The organism is Butyrivibrio sp. WCE2006 (assembly GCF_000701985.1).
GTDB lineage: Bacteria > Bacillota > Clostridia > Lachnospirales > Lachnospiraceae > Butyrivibrio.
Genome location: NZ_JNKH01000009.1, coordinates 59,304 through 82,593 on the forward strand (window position 1 = coordinate 59,304; position 23,290 = coordinate 82,593).

General features: G+C 41.0%; 16 protein-coding genes. 2 read left to right on the forward strand and 14 right to left on the reverse strand.

What is annotated here, in order from left to right; translation table 11 throughout:
- Positions 1–2: 2 nt before the first annotated feature.
- A complete protein-coding gene (locus T501_RS20745) occupies positions 3–848 on the forward strand; it encodes an aldo/keto reductase family protein (RefSeq protein WP_081843091.1) in 846 nt (281 codons plus the stop codon).
- Here T501_RS20745 and T501_RS08230 read toward each other — a convergent pair.
- Positions 745–1,572 carry a hypothetical protein gene (locus T501_RS08230; RefSeq protein WP_155994821.1) on the reverse strand — a complete coding sequence of 276 codons (828 nt, stop codon included), beginning with the start codon at positions 1,570–1,572 and terminating at the stop codon, positions 745–747. The genes T501_RS20745 and T501_RS08230 overlap by 104 nt on opposite strands.
- A gap of 670 nt (positions 1,573–2,242) precedes the next feature.
- Between T501_RS08230 and T501_RS20130 the strand changes: the two genes are divergently transcribed.
- A complete protein-coding gene (locus T501_RS20130) occupies positions 2,243–3,034 on the forward strand; it encodes a hypothetical protein (RefSeq protein ID WP_049945734.1) in 792 nt (263 codons plus the stop codon).
- Positions 3,035–3,478: 444 nt separating this feature from the next.
- Here T501_RS20130 and T501_RS08240 read toward each other — a convergent pair whose 3' ends face one another.
- The 13 genes from T501_RS08240 to T501_RS08300 all read right to left on the reverse strand — a co-directional run bounded on the left by T501_RS08240 (position 3,479) and on the right by T501_RS08300 (position 23,214).
- Entirely contained in the window at positions 3,479–4,420 is a 942-nt protein-coding gene (locus T501_RS08240; RefSeq protein WP_044914252.1) for a hypothetical protein, read from the reverse strand.
- Positions 4,421–4,589: 169 nt separating this feature from the next.
- Complete coding sequence (locus T501_RS08245) at positions 4,590–6,380, reverse strand: ABC transporter substrate-binding protein (protein WP_242845502.1); 1,791 nt, start codon at positions 6,378–6,380, stop codon at positions 4,590–4,592.
- Positions 6,377–7,324: a carbohydrate ABC transporter permease gene (locus T501_RS08250; protein WP_242832978.1), complete on the reverse strand. Its 948-nt coding sequence runs from the start codon at positions 7,322–7,324 to the stop codon at positions 6,377–6,379. The genes T501_RS08245 and T501_RS08250 overlap by 4 nt, the downstream gene beginning before the upstream one ends.
- Before the next feature lie 47 nt (positions 7,325–7,371).
- Complete coding sequence (locus tag T501_RS08255; RefSeq protein WP_330377025.1) at positions 7,372–8,301, reverse strand: carbohydrate ABC transporter permease; 930 nt, start codon at positions 8,299–8,301, stop codon at positions 7,372–7,374.
- Positions 8,302–8,402: 101 nt separating this feature from the next.
- On the reverse strand, positions 8,403–9,791 hold the full coding sequence (locus tag T501_RS22535; protein ID WP_044914255.1) for an ABC transporter ATP-binding protein: 1,389 nt from the start codon (positions 9,789–9,791) through the stop codon (positions 8,403–8,405).
- Positions 9,792–10,025: 234 nt separating this feature from the next.
- The gene (locus tag T501_RS08265) at positions 10,026–10,844 is read right to left on the reverse strand and encodes a PHP domain-containing protein (protein WP_242845503.1); all 819 of its coding nucleotides are present in this window, start codon (positions 10,842–10,844) and stop codon (positions 10,026–10,028) included.
- 404 nt (positions 10,845–11,248) lie between these two features.
- The gene (locus tag T501_RS08270; protein ID WP_044914320.1) at positions 11,249–13,339 is read right to left on the reverse strand and encodes a beta-glucosidase; all 2,091 of its coding nucleotides are present in this window, start codon (positions 13,337–13,339) and stop codon (positions 11,249–11,251) included.
- Between the two features lie 98 nt (positions 13,340–13,437).
- Positions 13,438–15,468, reverse strand: a complete 2,031-nt coding sequence (locus tag T501_RS08275) for a beta-galactosidase (RefSeq protein ID WP_026510154.1) — start codon at positions 15,466–15,468, stop codon at positions 13,438–13,440.
- A gap of 102 nt (positions 15,469–15,570) precedes the next feature.
- Entirely contained in the window at positions 15,571–17,202 is a 1,632-nt protein-coding gene (locus tag T501_RS08280; RefSeq protein WP_044914258.1) for a response regulator transcription factor, read from the reverse strand.
- Between the two features lie 130 nt (positions 17,203–17,332).
- Positions 17,333–19,219: a type 2 periplasmic-binding domain-containing protein gene (locus T501_RS08285; protein ID WP_044914260.1), complete on the reverse strand. Its 1,887-nt coding sequence runs from the start codon at positions 19,217–19,219 to the stop codon at positions 17,333–17,335.
- Positions 19,220–19,408: 189 nt separating this feature from the next.
- Positions 19,409–20,377, reverse strand: a complete 969-nt coding sequence (locus tag T501_RS08290) for a carbohydrate ABC transporter permease (protein WP_044914322.1) — start codon at positions 20,375–20,377, stop codon at positions 19,409–19,411.
- 54 nt (positions 20,378–20,431) lie between these two features.
- The gene (locus T501_RS22540) at positions 20,432–21,868 is read right to left on the reverse strand and encodes an ABC transporter permease subunit (protein WP_081675220.1); all 1,437 of its coding nucleotides are present in this window, start codon (positions 21,866–21,868) and stop codon (positions 20,432–20,434) included.
- A gap of 176 nt (positions 21,869–22,044) precedes the next feature.
- Complete coding sequence (locus tag T501_RS08300) at positions 22,045–23,214, reverse strand: serine hydrolase domain-containing protein (RefSeq protein ID WP_044914261.1); 1,170 nt, start codon at positions 23,212–23,214, stop codon at positions 22,045–22,047.
- Positions 23,215–23,290 lie beyond the last annotated feature (76 nt).

Sequence of the window (23,290 nt, forward strand, 5' to 3'; positions counted from 1 at the left end):
ATATGGATACTGTTCTTTTAAACAATCAAATCGAAATGCCAATCCAGGGCATAGGTACAAAAGACTTATTTGATCCTGACATCTGTGAGCAGGTAGTTCTTTTCTCTTTTATGAACGGATACAGGCTCATCGATACGACGCCTTCCTACCATAATCAGGCCTCTATAGGAATTGTTATTTCAGAGCTGTCCATCGACAGGTCCGAGCTGTTTATCACCTCACGAATCAGTCCTTTTTATTATAAGAAAAACAGAACGCTTAGATGTATCGAAAAAACCTTAAAAAATCTTCGCACTGACTATCTCGACCTTGCTTTATTAGAAACTCCAATCATAAAAGGATGGCAAAATGCCTGGCAGCAATTAGAAAAGGCTGTTGAAAAGGGGCTTGTAAAATCTATCGGTGTCTGTAATTTTATGACCGAAAAATCCCTGGATGAATTGTGCAGTATTGCGAACATCAAGCCTGTGGTTGACCAGATTCAATGCCATCCGTTTTTACAACAGCGTCATATACAAAAAAAGCTGAATGAGAAAAACATTCAGCTTGAAGCGTGGTATCCACTAGGACATGGACATTCACTTTTATTAAATAATTCTGTTCTAATGGATATTGCTACCGCGCATCATACCACTGTTCCGCAGATAATTCTAAAATGGCATCAGCAGATGGGGCATGTCTATATCACAAAGTCATCAAACCCGGATCATATTCAAAGGAATCTGCATCTGGATCACTTATGTCTTACGCCTGATGATATGAAGCAGATCGAAGCCTTAGATGTGAGTCGAAGCTTCTATCAGATTCCTGAGTTTGTTCAGAAGCTGGAATATTCCTTAGTTCACTAGAAAGGTTGCTAAGCATCTCCCGAAGTAGTGAACCACGCTCAGCGTATGCCGTTACGGGATTATCATCATCCGCCACCAAATTATTTATGGCTCCCAGAGCGTTATTCCCATCCGCCGTAAAATTACTGATGGCTCCTAATGTGTTATCCCTGAGACTTCCCAGAATCGAAGATGTATTGTTATCCTCTGTTCCTACCGCAAGATCTGAAAACAAGCCTGATGTAAAATCAGCTTTATCAGTCAAAGAGTTTTGAAGTGAATCCTTCATCATCGCAGCATAAAGGTAATTCTGCATTATCAGTGTACTTCTGGCCTCGCCATCAAAAGCGGACTCCGCACCTGCTCCTGCAATACCTGAAAGCTTCTGCGCCAGTTTCTCAGAGATATTCTCCCCTGCTGAATCCTCTGATAATCTCTCAGCTGCTGTCTTCAAGGTCTCCAACGTCTCATCACTCATATTTGCATTTTCTAATCTGCCGGATTGTATGGCTGCTTCCAGAATGGCCGAAAAAGTATTTGCTCCTGTAAGTTCACTTGTAGCATCTAAAGATTCAAGCGAACCACCAGGGTCAGCAAGTGCAGCTATGCCTTTGATAACTGATCCCCCAGTTAATGTTTTGTTGTTTAAGGAATTAAGTGAAGTTAAATTGCTGTAATTTGAAACTATGGACGAAAGATAATCATAATCCATAATAAGACTCCCCCGTGATATTCCCTGATCCATATAAAACGCTCCCCGGCTACAGTAAGCTTCAAAAGTATTTTCAGCCCACCATAGCACTACGTATTGTTGCGCAGGGACTTTGAAAATGTTGCACTTAGCAATCAAAATCCGGCGCATCAATCGACATCAGGTAAAATCCTATGTCGTTTACCATAGATCAAGGAGTATCTATAACAATTCTCATACAACAGAGCTATCCAGCCACTATATATTTTCAACCACAATATATAGTAGTTTCCCCATAAATAGTATACCACAATTATGATTTTTTGCTACTCGTTTTTTTGACGGATTCTAAACTTTTACCGTTTATTTAATTATCATATTATTTCGCTTGTTTTCACTATTGACAAGTAATATGATTTAGTTTATTATATCAACGCACTTAAGGGAGAAGTGCATCGCTCACAAGATAATCATCTTGTGATTTCCATTATTTACAAAATCATAAACAGACGGTTCTGAGGAACTATTGAATTGATACACTGATTTTTGCTCAATAAGCAAGCTATTTTTGAAGTTCAAACCATTGAGCAATAATGCGAAACGTTTTACATTTTTCTATTTTTGTACAAAGTTTTTGGCACTTCACATACAAATATTTCTGATGAAATTCCGGAATATCAGATAATTCACACTATTTTATGCATATAACCGAAAGGATAAATCTATGGACATGAGAAAAGCATTTAAGAAAAGAGAAGAAGAACTTACCATGGTCTTAAAAGACTGTGATTCAAAACTAAAGAAAGCACCTTCAGGTAATTTAAAAGTCAACAATTCCAAAAAGGCTACATGCTATTATCTTAGAAAATCAGGAACAGATAAAGTAGGTACATATATCAGAAAGCAGAATATTGATACTGCAAGGAATCTTGCTCAAAGAGACTATGAACTTGAGGTTAAGGATTCCATATGTAAAGAAATATCTGCCATACAGTCTTATAACCGCAAAATGCCAAAGGCCACCTACGAACATACCTATGACAATCTGAATATTGCAAGGAAAGTTCTGGTAATTCCCCACTATGTGCCTGATGAAGAATATGTATCTACATGGCTTGCAGAACCCTATGATCCTCTTGAATTTGAAGATGGTTCTGTATTGCACTATGCAGACAACGATATTCGGGTCCGATCAAAATCAGAAGTCATGATAGCCAATGCTCTCTACAAAGCCGGTATTCCTTTTAAGTACGAATGCCCTGCATTTATTGGCAATAAAAAGATTTATCCTGACTTCACAATATTAAAAATGCCAAGCAGAAAAATAATCTATTGGGAACACCTGGGAATGCTTGATGATGACCTGTATCTCAACAAAAATATGGAGAAACTGGATAACTATGAGGCAAACGGAGCCTTTCTTGGAGACGGACTAATCATAACAAGAGAAACAGCGAAGCGCCCCCTAAACATGAAACAGATATGGACTCTGATTGAGCACCACTTCATGCAGTAATGGTAGGACTCACCCTGTGGGGCTACTTACTGCCCGCCGTGCAGTCTATTCGCGCACTTGTTTTATTGGGACTCCCTCTGCGGGAACTTCTTACTGCCCGCCGTGCAGTCTATTCGCATACTTGTTTTATAAGGACTCCCTTCACGGAGATATTATTCCGGTTAGTGATAAGTCTATTGCGTGTTATTGTCTTATGGGACTGACTCATCATATAAATATTCTATTTGAATATCAGTCCCAAAGATATCATCCTACTTCAAGGACTCTTCATAACCCCAAACTCTAATTCACTCTTTTCAGTCTAATTCAAATTTCTTCGCGCTCAGACTGATTACAGACCGAAATAGTATCCCCGCGAAGGGAGTTCTGAACAAAAAGCAGCCGGAAAAATGCTCAGCATTTTTCCGGCTGCCCAGAATAATTCATATTAAACATTACATAAAATTACTTAACAGTTACTTCTGTGATGTGAGGGTTAACACCTTCATACCAGTAAAGGAAGCCCTTCATATCAACTGTATCACCAACCTTAAGGTTCTGAACTGCCTTATAAGCATCTGAAGTCTTGTCGCAAAGGTATGATTCAACAGTAAATGTGTATGTCTTACCATCAGCAGAAACATTGAAGTAAAGGTCATCACCTTCAATACCTGAACCATCATAGTTGTAAAGGAACGGTACATCATTACCATCAGCATCCTTGCTTGCTTCGATTACCATATCTGTGAAAGATACGTATTCGTTCTGGTGATCAATAAGATTCTCATCAGCAAGCTGTGCTGTTACGTCTGTAGGCTCAGCAACAAAGCTGCCATCCTCGATTTCAAACTTAGCATCTGTGATTTCTACTTCACCTGACCACTCTGACTTATAACCAGTAACCTTGATCTTTGTGCCTTCCTTAAGTTCATCATACTCTTCCTGTGTGCAAGGCATGTTGTAAAGGAAGTAAGCACCATCTTCAGCCTGTGTATAGAATGTAGCGTTACCAACGCCTTCATTCTCCCACCAGCCCTGCTTAGCCTGAACGTAGGTCTCAACAGTAACCTCTGAATCAAGATCAGCAGCTACATAATCATCATGTGTCATAACTTCACCTGAAGCTGTACTCTCAGCATCTTCGCCTTCAGCTTCCTCAGCATCAGTTTCTTCTGTGCTCTCTTCAGCTGCTTCTTCTGTTGTCTCTTCTTCAGCACTCTCTTCAGCTTCTGCTTCTTCTGTTGTCTCTTCAGCTGCATCCTCAGCCTCAGTAGCTTCTTCAGCTGCGCTCTCTTCTGTCTCAGTCTCAACTGCAGCTTCTTCTGCAGGCTGGCTCTTAGCGCCACAACCGATCATGCTGAATGCAAGACCAAGTGTTAATAATGTTGCGATAGTCTTCTTTTTCATAATAATCCTCCTAATAAAAAGACAGCGGACATATAAATGTTCTCTGCCATTTACATTACCGCCGCCTATTATATCACAATTTCCCTATTTGCGAGAAATTCTTCAACAATTTATTAAGTATTGCCTTCAAGCAAAAATAGTAATCACATGCTCAAATCAATATAGAATATTAACGTTTCCGTTTCAGAGCCCGTCTTACAAGGTATGCCCCTATAAGTATCCAGACTAAAACCAGTCCTTCTATAAGTCTTCTGGATTCGACAGGAAGCTCTCCAAACTCCGCCTTTCCTGAGACAACAGCACTGCTCTGATCAAGATGATAGAGACTTCTTGTATCCTCATAAAGCTTATCTATGTAAGCATCGTCCACCTTGGTTTTTCTGCGAACTGACTTTGTTACATTTTCAATCAGCTGTCCTGCTGCATCTCTAAGTGAGGCAGAACCGTTAAAAACGCTTGTTGTGAATGTGTATTGCTGGTTGTTAAGAAGAAGCTTTGTAGCATCTATCTTCACATCGTAATAAGTGGAATTATCCTCACCTGCTCTGCTCAGATAGTCCTGATATTCAGCAGATTCCTGAGCCTTTGAAGTAACAGGAACGTATCCTTCTGTTTCAGCATAAGCAATCTGGACATCATTTGTCAGCATATATTGAGCAAAAAGCCATGAAGCAAGTACCTCCTGAGGATCTTCCTTACTGAAAATACAAAGTGAAGGCCCCTGAGAAATCATGGCATACTGACTTCCATCATTAGTATTTGGTGAAGTCGCAACCTGCGGTACAGGATAAACTAAGGTCTCAAAGTCAACAATCTTATCCTCAGCGATATCGCAAAGCGGCGCATTGGTGCCCATCCAGGTTGATCCGGCAGTTGAATCCACAGCAAATATGCATTGTCCTGCGTTCAGGAAATTTGCAGGATATCCTGAAATCTTAAAGGTTGAAAAGGCTCCGCTTTTTGCATGCTTTGCTATTGTTTCAAGATTCTTTTTTGTATCATCATTAAAAAGAAGGATATCTCCTGCAGGATTGGAATACTCTGCCCCCTGCTGCCTTAACATCTGAATCATCATGTTATCGGTAGATTTGTAGATAAATGGTATCAAAACCTTCTGTCCATTAAGCTTAAAGGTTCCATCATCATTTTTCTCGGTGGCTGCCTCAGACACTTCCCATATGAAATCCCAGGTAAGTACTTCCGGAAGCTCAAATCCAAGTTTCTCCACAAAATCCTTGTTTACATAGCAGGCCTCTGTAGATCTCATATATGGCACCGCATAATGGCTTTGCCCTATTTTGCACTCTATAAGGAACTGCGGAATAATTTCATCCCCGGTGGGCGCATTAAATTTTACTTCACTTCCTCCAAGCCCATACTTGTCATTTGCAAAAAGGTCATCCAACGGCACAACCGTATTCTCTCCGGTCAGATATGTTGCGATATGGTCCGGATAAGTTATACAAACATTCGGTGTAGTATTTGTAGAAATATTCGTTATTACGTCATTATATATCTTTCCGTAATCCGTATATAAACGAATATTCACATCGATATTTGGATATATTTTCTCAAAATCAGAAATCGCTTTTTCGTATATCTTTGTCTGAGTCTTGTTTGTATCATTCTTGGCCCAGAAGGTAATCTCATATTTCTTTGATTCATCAAAAGTCTCAGGGATTTCAAACCCTTGAGTTTTCCTGCTTCCGTGGCAGGCAGTAAGAGACAGTGATGCAAAAATAACCAAAATTGATATTGATACTGTCCGAATACGAGTTCTAAGTCCAACGCCTGCCCATGAACCTGCAGCCGACATTTTATCCAGAATATATCCGCTCACACTTTTCCTTAATGTATGACTTTCCGAACGATAACGAGAAAAAATCGTACGGAAATCCGGCTTACTTTTAATTCCACCTATATCCCGCCGCAGAATCCTATCTATTACATAAAAGCTCATCCCTTCGTGCCTCCTCTTGCGACTCCTGCCATAATCCTTTTTCTGAAAATAAGGAACAGCACCATAAGAGGTATGGATATTACAACTACCGCAGCCATCATTGCCGGAATGTTTTCACGTCCAAAACCATTTTCGCGAATCTCCTGGATTCCGTTTGATACAAGAAAATATGCAGAATCATCAGTGATGAGTCTCGGCCAGACATAAGAGTTCCAGCATTCGATGACTTTAAGGATGGTGATCGTGATAATTGTTGGTCTTGAAATAGGAATCATGACACGCCACAAATATCGAAGATCACTTGTGCCATCAACTTTTGCTGCCTTGTATAGCTCATCCGGAATCTGCTCGAAGTTTTCCTTTAACAGATAAATATAGAAAACCGCAACAACTGAAGGAAGCACCAGCCCAGGAAATGAATTGCGCATATTAAGATCAGTTATTGTCACATAATTGGTTATAATGACCAGCTCATTGGGAATCATCATGAGTGAGAGAAAAAATGCAAACAAAAGGTTTTTCCCCGGGAATTCGAGCCTTGAAAATGCGAAGGCTGAAAGAACCACTATCACTAGCATGATAGCCGTTGTCAGAACTGTAAAAATCACTGAATTGATCAGGTACCTTCCAAGTGACACCTCTGTAAAGGCACTGACATAATTCTGAAATGTTGGCGATGTGGCGATAAGCCTGGGCACAAACTCGCTGTTATAGGAGCTGTAGCTCTTGAATGACGTAATGATCATCCAATAAAAAGGGAACAATACGATTATTGCCCAAAATGTAAGGAAAAGATATTTTACAACGGTCGAAGTATTATTCTTTACCGATGTTTTCCGTATTATTTTTTCCCTTGAATTATTATCTATTGAATCATTTTCTTTTGAACTTGTTTCCATAGAATCATTTCCTTTAGATCTTGTTTCTGTTGAATCATTTTCCATAAAACTTGGACTTCTTGCGGAGCTAATGCAGAAGTCATGTTTTTTCTCTACTGATAGTATACGGTCTTTTCACTGACAAGAAGATTTATGACAGTGATCGTAAAGACAATTGCAAACAGGATTATGGCAGCTGCCGATGCGTAGGACGGGTAACCACCGCTATTTCCGTAAAGCATGTCATAGATGTATCCGACAATTGTATTCATTCCGGCAGCATTCAGGTCTGTTCCAAAAAGTGCAACCTCATCGCTGTATGCTTTGAAGGCTCCGATAAATCCGGTAATCACAAGATAAAAGATCATAGGTGAGATCATCGGCAATGTAATTTTTACAAAAACTCTCCATTTGGGAGTAGCATCTATCTGAGCTGCTTTATAGTATATTCTGTCAACAGATGCCAAAGCACTGGTTAAAATCAGTATCTTAAAAGGTAATACAATCCAGATGGTGTAAAAGCACATGACGAACATCTTCGCCCAGTATGGTCCGTCGATGAAGTCCACGCTTTCACCTCCAAAGAGATTTATCAGCACATTTACCATTCCGTCTGTATATGCTGTCTTCTGAAAAAGTATCATGAAAACAAGGCCAACCGCCAAGGTATTTGTCACATATGGCAAAAAGTATATAGTCTGAAAAAGGTCTCTTAGCTTTTCAATAGAGCTTAGCGCCAGTGAAATCAAAAGCGCGATTCCTGTGGACAGCGGCACCGTCACAAGAACGATAATGAAGGTGTTTTTCAATGCCTTAATAAAATACGGGTCATGAAGAACATATGAATAATTATAGCCCCCGACTCCCATATAACTTCCCGATGCGTAGTTATATCCCTCTTCAAAGGAATATATGAAAACATCTATCATCGGATAGACAAGGAAAACTCCAAGAAATATTATGGCAGGCAGCAAGCATAAAAATGCCGTATATATCTGTTTTTTGTTGCTCATGGGAATTTCATCCTCATTCGTCAGCTTCACTGACATCTTCCTAATTAAAATCTGTGACTTATTTTCGCGTTATTGAACCTTTAGCATATTTCCTTATTGTTGTAGAAAAAGCCTCAATTATCTTTCTTAGATTACTTACTTATTCTAAGATTTATCTGGGTTGCTTCATCAAAAACATGCACTTTTGATGGTTTGAGTCTAAATGCTACTTCACCGCTTAGAATCTGTGGTCTTCTCTCTGAAGGAATGATTGCTCTTATAATATTTCCGTCAAAATCTGCATTCTTAGAGATTATGCTGGTATCACGTCCCATAACCTCCATTTTTACAAAATCGCAGTGCAAAACATTTTTATCACTGTCTGAAACCACATCTCCTAAAGAGACATCCTTATTATCAAGAAAATCTGCCGCTTTTTGTGAGCCTTTCTCCAACTCACCATCGTTTCTGCGCTTAGATTCTGCGTCGATTCCTTTCTCAGTAACCATCTCAAATCCTTCAGGCCGAACCGCTATATAAACATTCCTCTCGGTTCCGTTATTGCGCACTGAAGCATTCTCCTCAATCACGTTTCCGGATCTGCTATAATTTTCTATATTATCTTTCTTAACTGTTCCTACGGAATTATTATCATTCCCTTCAGTATTTTCTCTTCCGGAACTGCTAGCAGAAGCAAGTGCATCAGACTCATCATAGAGCATCTTTTCCTCCATGACTCTGTCTTTTCCTATATAAATACCACCATCCTTAAGTTTTCCATGGAAAACATTTATCTGAGGTGTTCCAAGGAATTTTGCAACAAAGAGATTATCAGGATGATCATAAACTTCCTGGGGTGCTCCATGCTGCATGATTTCTCCGTTTTTCATGACCAGCATCACGTCGCAGATACTCATTGCTTCTTCCTGATCGTGGGTTACGAATATAGTGGTAATTCCTGTCTCAAGCTGAATCCTCTTAAGCTCCTCCCTTGTTTGAAGGCGAAGTCTGGCATCGAGGTTTGACAGCGGCTCATCAAGAAGAAGAACCTTTGGTCTTTTCACAAGTGCTCTTGCTATGGCTACTCTCTGCTGCTGTCCGCCAGACATCTCAGAGGGCTTTCTGTCCAAAAGATTCTCAATCTGAACTAGCTTTGCGACTTCCAGAACTCTTCTATCCATCTCTTCTTTTGAAAGTTTGTTTTTTCCCCGGAGATTTTCAAGAGGAAATTTGATATTATCCTCTACATTCAGATGCGGATATAATGCATAATTCTGAAAAACCAGCCCCACTCCCCTGTTTTCAGGAGGAAGCTCTGTTACATCCTCATCTCCAAAATATATTTTTCCTGCGGTTGGTTTTTCCAGTCCGCTTATAAGATTTAAAACCGTACTTTTTCCGCAACCAGACGGACCGAGAAGTCCTACCAGTTTTCCATCCGGTATCTCGTAGGTAAAATTCTTTACCGCGATTGTTTCTTCTTTAATTTTCCTGTTCCTGCTTGGGAATTTTTTTGTGAGATTATCTAAAACTATTTTCATACTCCCCTGGTCCTCATGGTTCCAAGTCTATTGACACTTTGATAATCAGATAAGTTGCCTGACCGATTATCAATATGCGTTATCAATACACAACACCATCTTTTAATAACTTTTTCTTTTTGCTCGCAGTACCATCTTCTAATAGCTATTACTTTTACTTACAATAGCATCTATAATACTGCACTATTTTTAATCACTTAAGCTAGTTCAGCATCTTGAAATTATCTGTACTAGTCAATTCTCATCTGTAAAGTCAATTACCGGAAATCCTGCTTCATAATACTGCTTAAGGAAGCTCTCGCTGTCTCTGTTCATGATGAGTTCCTGAGGAAAATGTATCTCCTCCAGCATACTTATTGCAGTAGGAAATCTTCCTATGTCAGTCGCTATGTGAGCATCCGTGTTTACGCATATCGTTACCCCGAGTTCTGCGCATCTCACTGCGATTTCTTTGCATCTTTGAGCCACATCTCCGTCCCAGATTACGCTGTGCTCATTTATTTCTATGGGCTTGCGAAGCTCTTTTGCCCGAAGAAGTACCTCATCAGTTTCAAAAGGAATTCCAGCTCTTCCGATATGTCCAAGCATCAGAATCCTTGGATCCTCAAGAACAGTGATGTACATCTGAGTAGCCTGATTTTGGGTTATTCCCTGAAGTCCCCATTTTCCATGGACACTTGCAATTATAAAATCAAGACGCTCAGTGGTTCTTTGAAATAAATCCTTATCCTCAGTATATGGATCCCCGACAATTGATTTTTTTATTGGAAGTCCCATTCCGAAAAGATACCCATCCGGTGTAACTATATCGACTTCACACCCTCTAAGGAGCTTAACTCCATGCCATAATCTTTTCCAACAGCCCTGATTTGTGAAAAACTGATACGAGCGCAAGTCCTCATCCTCAGCAACCACCATTGAACTGAAATGATCTGTACTTGCAAGGAGTTCCAATCCTACGGTTTCAGCCTCCCTGACATTCTCCTCAATCGTTGAGTATGCATGTGCTGAGTAAAGTGTATGAGTGTGAAGATCACATTTTATGTTCAGCATAATTCTCCCCCTGGAATTATTCTTGAAATTTTTGACTTCTTGTACGTCACACAGTCTACTTCAAATTTATTCACAATTAGACTGATTTCCTTTATCAATGATAGCAGATTTTCCCATTTTTTCCACACAATTGACCTAAAATACTGCGCGAAATAGTATACTTCAGGTTACTGGCGTACCATTAGTTGTAAACAACATATATTTAAACCTCCGCCTGGCTCGTAAAGAACCTCCCCTTGTACTCTGCACATAAAATCAGCCTTCCCCGGCATTAAAATACCTTGGAAGGCTTCATATATTGAGAAAGTACACTTGGCGAAGTACTTTTTCGCAATATTTATCGATATCTGGCTGATCCCTATTAAATCTCAATCAGATTTTTGCAGATAAACCATATATATATATTAAATCTCTATCAGATCTCTGCTGTTAAATCCAACTGCATATTTACCGATTCCGACTCTGTCTCTTACATTAACTTCAAATTCTATTTCTGAATTAGCGCGGAGATATACCTTTTCAAATCCTACAAGTTCAAGGTAATCTTTTTGTTCATCAGGCAGGCGATATACCTGTATGATTTCAGCGCCGTCCTCATCTGATTTATTTATGAGTTTACCCTTTGCTGCGTGTCTGCCGGTATTGTAGGACAAATCTGTTATCTCAAAATCGGAGTAGGTAAGTCCAAATCCGAAGGGGAACTGCACCGGTATATTTTCCTTATATATATGTCTGTAACCGATGTGGAAGCCCTCGCGATAATGTACCATGCGGCTGTCACCAAAATCGCCCACGCTAAGAGCTGATGAATCTGAGGCTGAGCGGTAGAAAGTTTCAGGGAGATGTCCACAGGGATTTATATCACCGTATATAACCTCTGCAAGAGCATTTCCGCCCTCCATTCCGTTATAGTACATCCATATAAGAGCCTTACACTTATCAAGCCAGCGAGTCATATCCACTACTCCGCCGCCAATCATGGCAACTATAGTGTCGGGGCGCTTTTCAAGAAGAGCTTCAAGCAGTTCATTCTGCTCATAAGGAAGTGATATATCCTTCCTGTCGAGACCCTCTGAATCTATATCGTGGTTAAGACCTCCTACGAAAATTACATGGTCATAATCGCTGCAGGCTGCCAGCGCTTCATCTCTTAACTTTTTCCTGTATTCGGAGAGTTCCTTTGCAGCGGTATCCTCACCCTCTGCAGTCTTTCCACCTTCATTTTCAAGACTTATAGCCTGCCAGTTTGTTCCGTTTGGTGCAGAGTTTTCAACTATGGTGCTTGCATAACCTCTCAGATAATCTATCTGGGTTGCTCCACCAATCCTTGCCTTCAATCCCATAAGAGGTGAGATTTCATACAAAGCCTTAATTTCTGCACTTCCGCCACCATTAGAATGAATTCTGTTGGCATTTTCTCCGATAACCAGAATCTTCTTATTCTTTATCTGATATCTGCCAAGGGGTAATATATGCTCCTCATTTTTAAGTAAAACAACACTTCCTCTTGCTATATCAAGGCAGTCCTGTCTTGCAGCAAATGAGTTGTAGGCAGCATCCTTCCTTGTCATTGCATCTTCATCAAGCATGTTAAGACGCAGCATCAAAATAAGTATTCTGATAACCTTTCTATCTATCAGTTCTTCATCGATCTCTCCGCTTAAAACCTTTTCCTTCAAAGGGTTAGCCAGCTTGTAGTTGTCAAAATCATCCGTAACAGACATCTCACAATCTATATCTGCTTCTGCGGCTCCTACCGTGTCATGGACTGCTCCCCAGTCTGAAACCACAAAGCCCTGATAGCCCCACTGCTTTCTGAGTATCTCATTTAAAAGGAATTTGCTTTCGCTGCAGTATTCTCCTTTTATCTTGTTATATGCCACCATGATGCTGTAGGGATTAGCATTGTCTATGACATCCTTAAAAACCTGCAGATACAGATCCTTTAATACTTCATCATCTATTTCTTCATCTACTTCAAGTCTTGCAGTTTCCTGATGATTTAAGGCGAAATGCTTAAGACATGCCGCCACATCCCATCTCTGAACTCCCTTTACATACTCCGTGGCAAGCTCAGAAGTCAGGAATGGATCTTCACTGAAATACTCGAAATTTCTTCCGCAAAGAGGTGATCTCTTTAAATTGATTCCGGGCGCAAGTATCACATCTTTTCTTCTTCCTCTGGCCTCTGATCCAAGAACACTTCCTGTTCTGGATGCAAGATTTCTGTTCCATGTAGCAGCAACAGCACTGTTGCAGGGAAGATAAGTCACATAATCATCTGTATTCCCAACAGGAATCCACTGACTATTCTGAAAATCCGCCCTGACTCCCATGGGACCGTCAGACATTACAAGCGGCGGAATTCCAAGGTGCGGAACTCCCTTTGTTTTAAAAAGACCATCCCCGTGGATCATTCCGATCTTTTCATCAAGGGTAAGTGCCTCAAGTATCTCCTCTGCGCGGTATTTAAGTGTTTGTATTGATCCTTCCATTATTTTTCCTCACGTATAAATAATTGTTCTTATCTGACTTGGCCGGTACCGTTCCCATTCACGCTTCACAATCCTGAGTAACGGATCCGGACTAAATATTATTTACTTCGTTTTATAATATGAACATCCTTTGGTGCTATACGATGCATACCGGATGCAAGTTCTATGCCGCTAATAAGTTCAGTTCCATCCTCGTGAAGCTCGTAAATACCCTCGCTGTCTCCATGATTTAGAACATAAAGGATCTTTTCCTCATCATTTTCCCTGCTGGTTACTTCCACATCACTTGATGTAAAGGTAATAGGATGAACTCCGGCCTTTGACAGAACATCTGACAGGAAAGCTGCCCTGAAATCTTCATCAGACTCTGTCGCAATATAATATGCGCGTCCGCTTCCTAGCTTTCTTGATGTCAGCACCGGCATTCCCTGGTAGAAGTCCTCAAGATAACCATAGTCATCCAGCATCTTTGCTCCTTCAAGATGTACCAGATCGCAAAGCTTGCGTGCGTAAAATCTTTGTCCATGATAGCTGAAGTGATTGTGCTTATCTGCAGGAAAAGCATCTGTTTCCTCAACCCAGATTCCAAGAATATCACGGAGCTTTCCAGGATATCCTCCTGTCACAACAAGGTCGCTCTCATTAACATATCCGCTGAAAACACCTGTCACAAAGCTGCCGCCATTTTCAATAAATGAACGGATCCTCTGATCAAGATCGCCTTTTATCATGTAAAGAAGAGGTGCTATCACAACCTTGTATTTAGAAAGGTCTGAGTCCTGGGAAATGATATCCACATTTACATTGAGCTTTCTAAGAGACTCATAGTACTGAGTGATTATCTCTTTATAATTCATCTCATTTGTAGGACCTGCAGATAGCTCCGTTGCCCACCAGTTGTCCCAGTCAAACATAACTGCGACCTCTGACTTTGTCTTCATTCCGATAGAGCATCTTCCGATTTCCCACAGTTCTTTTCCAAGCTCCGTAACTTCCCTGAATACTCTTGTATTACCTGTACCCACGTGGTCTATAACCGCACCGTGATACTTTTCACAGGCACCTATGCTTCTCCTCATCTGGAAAAAGAGCACGCTGTCTGCGCCGTGGGCCATGGCCTGATAACTCCATAGTCTCATGACTCCGGGTCTCTTTAAGGAATTATAGGGCTGCCAGTTAGTAACACTTGGAGTCTGCTCCATAAGTGCAAAAGGTGCACCGTCACCAACGCCTCTCATAAGGTCGTGGCTCATGGCAATTCTTGCAGGAGAATCCGTTGGCTGAGGATAATTATCCCAGGATACAAAATCCATTTCCTTAGCCCACTTTCTGTAATCCAGCGGCTTAAAGAATGCCATAAGATTTGTTGTTATATGGGCATCCGGTATTATTTTTCTTATTTCATCCCTTTCAAGGCAGTAGCAGGAAAGAATCGCGTCAGACATGAATCTTCTGTAATCAATTGAGATTCCCTGAAAATCTGTGTGCAGTCTTCCTCCCCACACGCTTTCCTCAGAAAGAGCATTAGGTAAAACTATTTCATCATAATCATAAAAAGTGTGTCCCCAAAAGGATGTGTTCCAGGCCTTATTCACTTCTTCGATGGTCTTATATCTGTCCTGAACCCATTCCCTGAAGGCTCTCTCACAGTTTTCGCAGTAGCACTCACCGCCAAACTCATTGGAAATATGCCATGCGATTATGTTTTCCTGATTTTTGAAATGATCTGCAAGTCTTGCTGCCAGTCTTCCGGCATACATACGATAAGTGGGACTTGAAGGACAGGAGTTGTGGCGTCCGCCAAATTTTCTCTTTCTACCCTCAAAATCAGTTCTTAAAATGTCAGGGTGACGCTTTGCCATCCATGCGGGATGCGCTCCTGTGGATGTTGCCATTATTATGTTCATGCCATTTTCAGTAACAAGCTTCACAATCTTATCAAGTCTGTCAAAATCGTACTCATCCTCCGAGGGCTGAATCGATGCCCAGGAAAAAACATTAAGCGTGACAGTATCTATTCCTGCCTGCTTAAACAGCTTCATATCCTCTTCCCATACATCCTCCGGCCACTGCTCCGGATTGTAGTCGCCCCCATAGGGAACTTTTTTCAGATTATCATTCCAGTTCATTTCGCCTCCTAATTGTTTTCCCCAATTCATGACTTCTAAATCGCAACAGCTAAATGCGTTTTAAAGGTCCACGAATTTTATTTATTAAAAAATGTCGCACATTTACGACTTACTTTCTTTCATATGCCTTCTGAACTCTGCAGGTGTCATTCCGGCATGCTTTCTGAATTTCTTTCCAAAATAGTCCACATCGTTGTAGCCTACAAGCTGCGCAACTTCATAGACCTTATACTGCCCCTCGGCAAGAAATCCCTTAGCTTTGTTTATACGGCACTCATTCAGATAGTAGTTATATCCTGTTCCTGTGGTCCTTGTGAAAAGTCGTCCAAGGTACCCACTGTTGTATCCAAACTGAGAAGCCAGATCCTCCAATGTCAGAGGCTGAGCATAATTTCTGTCTGTGTATGAAATAATATCGTCAATGATATTTTCATAGGTGCCATGCTCATGGAGCTTAAACAATACCTTCTCCAGAGTTTCCATCATGTACTGCATTATTTCATAAAGGTAGAACCGCCCCTCAATAAATTCAATTATCCCGGCGTGGGAATCAAACAGATCCTGAACCACTGGATACTGCTTCGTCAGTCTGTCCTTTATCTGTAAAAGTATCTCAGTCACAAACAGACAGGCATCTGAGTTTCCTGAAATATTTTCTTTTATATAGTTATAAAGCTCCTCAGAAGAATTGATCATTGCAGTCCTGTTTCCCTGTATCACTGCATCCAGGATCTTTTCAGACAGGCTGTTTTGCACATCCTTAATATTCTCTGAGGACTTATTGTTTTCCTTCTCCTGTGAAAAACCGCTGCTCTCCTCTTTCACCCTGTCTGCTCTTACAAAATGCTCGCCCTCATCACAGAAAAACCTTCTGTCAGCAAGGCTCTTAGCAGACTCATAGGATTCTTCAATCTCCGTGGGAGACTCCACAGATTTTCCTATAGCAATAAAAATATCATCCAAAGGGCTATCGGATTCTATCGGGGATTTTTCATAATGGTGAATAAAATCATCGAATCTTGATATAGCCGCTTTTCCCTTTAGGAGCAGGCAATCATTGCCATTCACCTCTAAAATTTCATAATTATTTTCATCAAGGAAGGTTGGCAAAAGATCTGTCAGCTTATAATCCTCTGATAGAGACTCTTTTCTTTTCCCTGCCTGATAGGTTTCATGAATGACCACCTGATAAAGAGGGAATAAAAGCTTCATGGATTCCAGCTCTTCTCTGCTTTCATCTGTGAAAACCACTTCTTCCTTTTCATTCTTTTCAAAGTAGGTTCCAAGAAAAAGCTCACTCACAACAACGCTCTTTGCCTTATTTCTTATCTGGCCTGAGCGCCTGCCTTCCTTTACATTTTTGTCTATTTCATCTTTTATCTTCTTAACTGTATCGTAGAGCTCATCCTCATCAACAGGTTTTGTGATATAGTTTGTGACTCTGTTTCTGATGGCATCCTGTGCATATGAAAAGTTGGAAAAACCGGAAAGTATTATGAAATACCCCTCATAACCCAGGGCTCTTGATTTTTTTATGACATCAATTCCGTGAATCTTGGGCATCTGCATATCCATGACTACCAATGAAGGATTAAGCTTCATTATTGAAGAAAGTGCCTCTTCACCATTGGTGGCAGTTCCTGCGATTTCGAATCCAAGTTCTTCCCAATCAATAATTAGTTTTATACCTTCTCTGATATTCTCTTCATCATCCGCAATAAGTACAGTTTCCATGCAGATTTCCTCCCGAAAATTCTAGTTTGCCAATTATCATTCTAACATACCGAATTTATTAAATTAGTAAAAAAAGTATTAAATAAGGCTGCGGCCAACACGTGCCGCAGCCTCAAAAAGATGTTTATTATTACTCAGCAAGTGCTGCGTTCTCAGCCTCTGCACGAAGCTTAGCTTCGTTCTCCTGGAACTCGATGCACTCATCATAGCCATACTCGTTAGCCTGCTGAATCATGTCGTCTACAATCTTGTCAAATTCTTCATCTGACTCAGCGTAGATAGCCTTCCATGAGTTGTCCTTCACACAGGTTGCAACCTGATCCCAAACAACCTGGAGTTCATCTGAATGAACGCCACCTGTGTACATTGTTCCGGGTGCAAGGATGTAATCCTGCTTATCAAGATAGAGGTCAGGAGTGTTAGCACCTGCGAATTCTCTCCAGTCTTTTTCAATATCTGAACCAGCCTCTGTTGAGTAGCTTGCCCAGTTACGATAGTTGAAGGTCTCACCGTTACTGTCAGGGTTAGGAGCATCAAGTGCCCATGTTGAGTTGTTCATCTTGAAAGAACCGTCATCATATGTTCCGTCATAACCATTGCCCATCTCTGTTGAGATATCTGTCTTGCATGCAAGACCTGTCTCTGTGAAGCATGTGTTGCCGTTTTCATCATAGTACCAGCATACATCCTTAGGACCATACTCAGAAATCATACGTCCCTCAGGAGTTGAGAGCCAGTTGATGATAGCCATGCAAAGTTCAGGATACTCTGTGTTTGCACCGATTGACCAGATTCTGTTACCGCCGTATACGTTAAGACCATATCTGATAGGCTTAGCATCTGTAGGCTTTACAGGGAACATTCCCTTGCCGTCTGCGAGGTGATCAGGTGTGTTGTAAAGAGCAGAACCCATGAAGTTAAATACATTTAAGAAAGCTGTTCCGTTCTGATAATCTTCCTGCATACCATTGAAGCCCTGTGTCTGTGAATCGGGATCAAGAAGGCCCTTCTGGTAAAGTGTGTTGTAGAATTTAAGTGCTGTAAGGTAAGGACCATTCTCCTCAAGTACGGGATGGAAGGTCTGTGTTGATGAATCATAAAGTCCAAGACCGAACTCATCATATCCGTAGTAAGCTGTAGCTGTAGACTTAACGAACATTACCATGTCGCCGTCCCAGTCATTGAAAAGTGATACACCGTAGGTCGGGTTGCCATTATCATCTGTAGGGCAAGCTTCCTTCATCTGTGCAAGTACATCTACAAGGCCATCCAGGTCCTTAATTTCAGGTGAACCGATTTCCTTGTAAAGATCATAACGAAGATCCCATGTGTACATGAATGAACCGGGGTCCTTAGCAGATCTTGTTACATCAAAACCAAAACCGTAAAGCTTTCCGTCTGATGAAATACCCTTGTTCTTTTCAAGTGCAGGTGCCATGTTAGCATCGATGTAAGGGCCATATTCCTTAATAAGGTCATCCTCTTCCCAGTCAAAGAGCATTCCCTTATCTACTGCCTGCTGATACTGCTCACCATCGCTTCCCCAGATTACCAGGTCGCCAAGGTTGCCGGATTCCATACGTGTATCAAATACGCCATCATTTTCAGGGATGATGTTAAGCTTTACATTGAACTTATCAAGCATAACCTTTCCAAACCAGCCAGTCTGCTCACCTGAGTAGTTTGCAAGCTGATCGTAAACATCAAGTGTTACTGTCTCCTCAGGAATGATGTCAGATAAATCGCCTTCGATATCACCCTGTGCTTTTGCAGTATCATCAGCATCTTCTGCTGCTTCCTCTGCATCATCTGAAGCCTCTGCAGTATCCTCTGCTGCATCACTGTCAGCATCCTCTGCTTCGTCTTTTGCTTCATCCTCAGACTCATCGGCTGTATCGCCTTCGTCTTCAGCTTTTTCGGCATCTACAGCTGTTCCTGCAGGATTGCTTGTTCCGCAGGCTGTCAGTGAAAACACCATTGTAGATGCAAGTAGAATTGATAAAACCTTCTTTTTCATTTTGTTCCTCCTTTATATTTGAAACCGTAAGGTTTGTTGACTGAATATTTTGAATAATCCACACTTAATAAGGAAGTTCCGATCTCGGACACTGTGCTCTCTGGGATTCTCACTAGGCTCGAAAACACCTCGCCAAGTGTTCACCCATGGCTCGCACTAAACTCGAAAGGACCTCGTTAAGTGCTCTGCTCAACCCTTTACTGCTCCAATCATGATACCCTTTTCAAAGTAGCGTTGCATGAAGGGATATACCAAAAGGATCGGGATGATTGTTACCATTGCTATTGTGTATTTGATTACCTTTCCGTTTAAGGCTGAATCAAGAACGCTCTTGCTGATTCCTGATGTGCTGCCGGCGCTCATGAGAGCAGAAAGGTTACTTGTTGTATTAAGGTAGATGTAAAGTCTGTGCTGCAGTGTATAAAGCTTTGGAGCTGACTGCATAAGGATCAGTGAATCCTGGAATGAGTTCCAGTGTCCTACTGCGCCAAAGATTGCAATAGTTGCAAGTATCGGCTTGGACAGCGGAAGGATTATTGTCCAGAAAATCTTAAGATGTGATGCACCATCCAGTGATGCACTTTCCTGAAGTTCTCCTGGGATTGCTGATTCAATATAGGTCTTAACAAGGATTATGTTGTAGGGTGCAACGATTCCGGGGATGATGTATGCCCAGAAGGAATTTGTCAGACCCAGCATAGCCATGTTCAGATACCAGGGGATGATTCCTGCATTGAAGTACATTGTGATAACGAGGAATCTGTACCAGAAGCTCCTTCCCCACATGTCCTTTTGTGTTACAAGAAATCCCACAAAAGCTGATGCCAATACCATGAAAAGTGTTCCAAGGATTGTTCTTGCAATTGTTATTCCAAAGGATCCGAACAGGTCATTTACCTGAAGAAGTCTTATATAGTTCTCGAAATGTATTCCCTGCGGTACAAAGTTTATCAGTCCTTTTCTAACCAATTCATTGTCACTTATGGTGTTAATGAAAAGATAGTAGAACGGGAAAATACATATGATGGTGAAGATTGTAAATACCGCATAGTTTATGATATTGAACACAATATCGCCGGGCTTTTTCATCATCATTTTGTTATGTCTTTTTTCATATTCCCTCTCAGCCTTCGCCTCAAGTCTTGCTGCATTAGCCATGCTTGTCATTTTTACTCCTTTACAATTCCATAACGATTATTAGTTACCTAACGCTTAAACAATAGTCTCTCCGCGAAGTACTTTACTGATTGTATTTGCAACATATAAGAGTGTTACACTAATAACTGATTTCAGCATACCAACCACAGTTGACAGCGGAATTGCGCCCTTAACGATACCCATCTTATAAACATAAAGATCAAGAACAGTTATCTGAGCTGTATTTGAAGAATTTTCAAAAACCAGGTACTGATCCATTCCGTTTGAAAGGATACCGGCTACAGCCATCAGCAACAGAACATAGAAGGTAGGCATAAGTCCGGGAACAGTTACATGCCACATCTTCTGGAAACGTCCTGCGCCGTCAACTGTTGCAGCTTCATAAAGCTGCTGGTCAATACCTGAGATGCCGGCTATGTAAATAATTGCGCTCCATCCAAGTCCCTTCCACAGTCCCCACAGAAGCATCTTCAGCCATGTGTGTGAACCACTCATAAGGAAGTTTTTACCTTCACTCCATACACCAAGATTGATCATCATTGAGCTGATGAATCCGTCTGTTGAAAAGATACAAAATGCAATTGCGAATACCAAAACCCAGCTTATGAAGTTAGGAATTGTTGTAAATGTCTGTACGAATCTCCTGAATCTGGGATTTTTTATCTCTGAGAGGAAAATTGCAAATGCCATGGGCATCCAGCTGGTTGCTATTCCAAGACCGCTCATTGCCAGTGTATTTTTCATGACATTAACAATGTCTCTCGTTGTTGATTTATTTCTTACAAGCTGTCCGAACCACTTGAATCCGGCAAAGTTTGCCATGCTCAGTGTGTCACCTGACTTATAATCGAAGAATGCATATCTCCATCCCCAAAGAGGAAGGTAGCAGAACACAAATGTCAGAAGTATGAAAGGAAGGAACATAAGGAAAAGTTTAAATCTTGTTTCCATCTCAAACTTTTCTTCCTTGCCGGGTCTTCCTGTCAGGACAAGTACTGCAATTGATATAACTGCCATAGCCACAAGAAGTATCAGCATGATGTAGAAGAAATTCTGGAACATCGGCTCAACCTTTGAAGGCTTTGTTGTTGCAGCTATCTGGAAGTATGCTGACCATATTCCACCCATTGCACAAGCTGAAATTACAGCTCCGACTGTGCTGAAAAGATTTCCTGTGAATTTGCACTTTCTGTTTCCAAGTGAAAGACACGCTCCAACAGCACATGCAATAATTCCGATACAAATTGCAAGACTTGAAAGATTGAGAAGTCTCATTGTGGACTCAAGTACCCAGCCCTTCTTGAAAGCTCTTCCAAAGTTTGCAATTAAGTTTCCATAAGAAAAACCTGAAGTCAGAAGCGATGTGCTTCTATTGATCAAACCACTTACTCTTGCTACGTTTAATCCGGGAAAAAACAGGATTACGAGAAGTGCTACTGAAATAATTCTGTAGGGGTAGTAGGCAATCTGTGCCACTTTTTCTTTTTTCAATTTTTTATCCTCCCTAAATACTCCATACCTGACAAAGTGCTATATATAAGACAAAAAAACACCCGCAGGCTCAGCAGTTTAACTGCATTTCCTACGAGTGTTAGTTTAGAAGAATTTTATATTTTCAAGTACCTAAATATTTTTACATAAAACACTGTACATTTTGTACATGACATTTATGAGAATACAATGTTTCTGAACTTTCTTGTAGCCATACCTGTTCCGTAATCCACACGCTGTGTCAGCATAAGGAAGGTTGTTCTGCTCTCAGGATCATTGCAGAAATAAGGTCCGAGCCAGCCGTCCCAGCCGTATTCACCCTTACCTGCCATAATTCCGCTGCGGTCAGGATTCTTCATGATTCTCATAAGGTTTCCGTATGAGAATCCTCCAAGCAGTGGCCAGTTGGAATTAAGATCATTTTGCTGTGCATCAGAAAGCTGAGGGCTTGTCATGAAGCGAACTGCTCTCTTTGTAAGGATTTCCTTTCCCTCAAAGATTCCGTCATTCATAAGCATTCTGGCGAAGTTTGCATAATCATCAATTGTGGAGAAAAGACCTGCTCCGCCTGATTCAAAAGCGTTCTTTTTACCATCATCACGGATTCCCAAGTTATTTCCGCTGTAGGCAACAGGCTCTTCACCATAACAGTTGTAAGCCATGGCATATCTGTCCATTTTTTCCTCAGGCACATAGAAGGCTGTATCCTTCATATTAAGCGGATCAAAAATTCTTTCCTTCAGGAACTCTCCGAACTTTTTCCCTGATGCCTTCTCAACTACAGCACCAAGAATATCTGCGCTTGTTCCATATCTAAAGTGATCACCGGGCTGGAAGGCAAGCGGAATCTTTCCAAGTCGGTCAGCAAATTCCATGGTGCTCATCATGTTATCTGATGAAAATCTATCGATCATCTCATTGTAGAGATTACCTGTCTCAATCTCAGCAGGTGAATTAATAAAAGGATATACAAGTCCGGAAGTCATATCCAGGAGGTCCTTAATCAGCATCGGACGATCCCATCTTACGGGGCGTCTGTCTCCGCCTTCAACAATTTCCTGGTTTTTAAAGCTCTCTATATAATTCCCTACAGGCTCGTACAGGTCAATAACACCTTCCTGAAAAAGGATCATGGCAGCTGCAGCTGTGACTGGTTTACTCTGTGAATAGAGGCGAACGATTGTGTCTCTCTTAAAAGGCTTTTTCTCTTCAAGATTTGCCATGCCCGCTTCGGCATACATCTCTTCTTTTCCGTCCTTAAGAACAAGAACGTTAACACCCACAAGCTCCTTTGCTTCGATCATTTTGTCCATGCAGTTTTGTAATAATTGTTGTTTGTCTTTCATTTTCTCCTCCAAGTTCCATTGATATAAGTTTTTCTATACTTCCAAATTGTTATTGTACGCTCTTTTACTAATTCAG

What these genes read in the sequence shown, in the direction of transcription:
- T501_RS20745 (WP_081843091.1), top strand. Translation starts at nt 3, where the DNA reads ATGGATACTGTTCTTTTAAACAATCAAATCGAAATGCCAATCCAGGGC.
- T501_RS08230 (WP_155994821.1), bottom strand. Translation starts at nt 1,572, where the DNA reads ATGGATCAGGGAATATCACGGGGGAGTCTTATTATGGATTATGATTAT.
- T501_RS20130 (WP_049945734.1), top strand. Translation starts at nt 2,243, where the DNA reads ATGGACATGAGAAAAGCATTTAAGAAAAGAGAAGAAGAACTTACCATG.
- T501_RS08240 (WP_044914252.1), bottom strand. Translation starts at nt 4,420, where the DNA reads ATGAAAAAGAAGACTATCGCAACATTATTAACACTTGGTCTTGCATTC.
- T501_RS08245 (WP_242845502.1), bottom strand. Translation starts at nt 6,380, where the DNA reads ATGAGCTTTTATGTAATAGATAGGATTCTGCGGCGGGATATAGGTGGA.
- T501_RS08250 (WP_242832978.1), bottom strand. Translation starts at nt 7,324, where the DNA reads ATGGAAAATGATTCAACAGAAACAAGATCTAAAGGAAATGATTCTATG.
- T501_RS22535 (WP_044914255.1), bottom strand. Translation starts at nt 9,791, where the DNA reads ATGAAAATAGTTTTAGATAATCTCACAAAAAAATTCCCAAGCAGGAAC.
- T501_RS08265 (WP_242845503.1), bottom strand. Translation starts at nt 10,844, where the DNA reads ATGCTGAACATAAAATGTGATCTTCACACTCATACACTTTACTCAGCA.
- T501_RS08270 (WP_044914320.1), bottom strand. Translation starts at nt 13,339, where the DNA reads ATGGAAGGATCAATACAAACACTTAAATACCGCGCAGAGGAGATACTT.
- T501_RS08275 (WP_026510154.1), bottom strand. Translation starts at nt 15,468, where the DNA reads ATGAACTGGAATGATAATCTGAAAAAAGTTCCCTATGGGGGCGACTAC.
- T501_RS08280 (WP_044914258.1), bottom strand. Translation starts at nt 17,202, where the DNA reads ATGGAAACTGTACTTATTGCGGATGATGAAGAGAATATCAGAGAAGGT.
- T501_RS08285 (WP_044914260.1), bottom strand. Translation starts at nt 19,219, where the DNA reads ATGAAAAAGAAGGTTTTATCAATTCTACTTGCATCTACAATGGTGTTT.
- T501_RS08290 (WP_044914322.1), bottom strand. Translation starts at nt 20,377, where the DNA reads ATGGCTAATGCAGCAAGACTTGAGGCGAAGGCTGAGAGGGAATATGAA.
- T501_RS08300 (WP_044914261.1), bottom strand. Translation starts at nt 23,214, where the DNA reads ATGAAAGACAAACAACAATTATTACAAAACTGCATGGACAAAATGATC.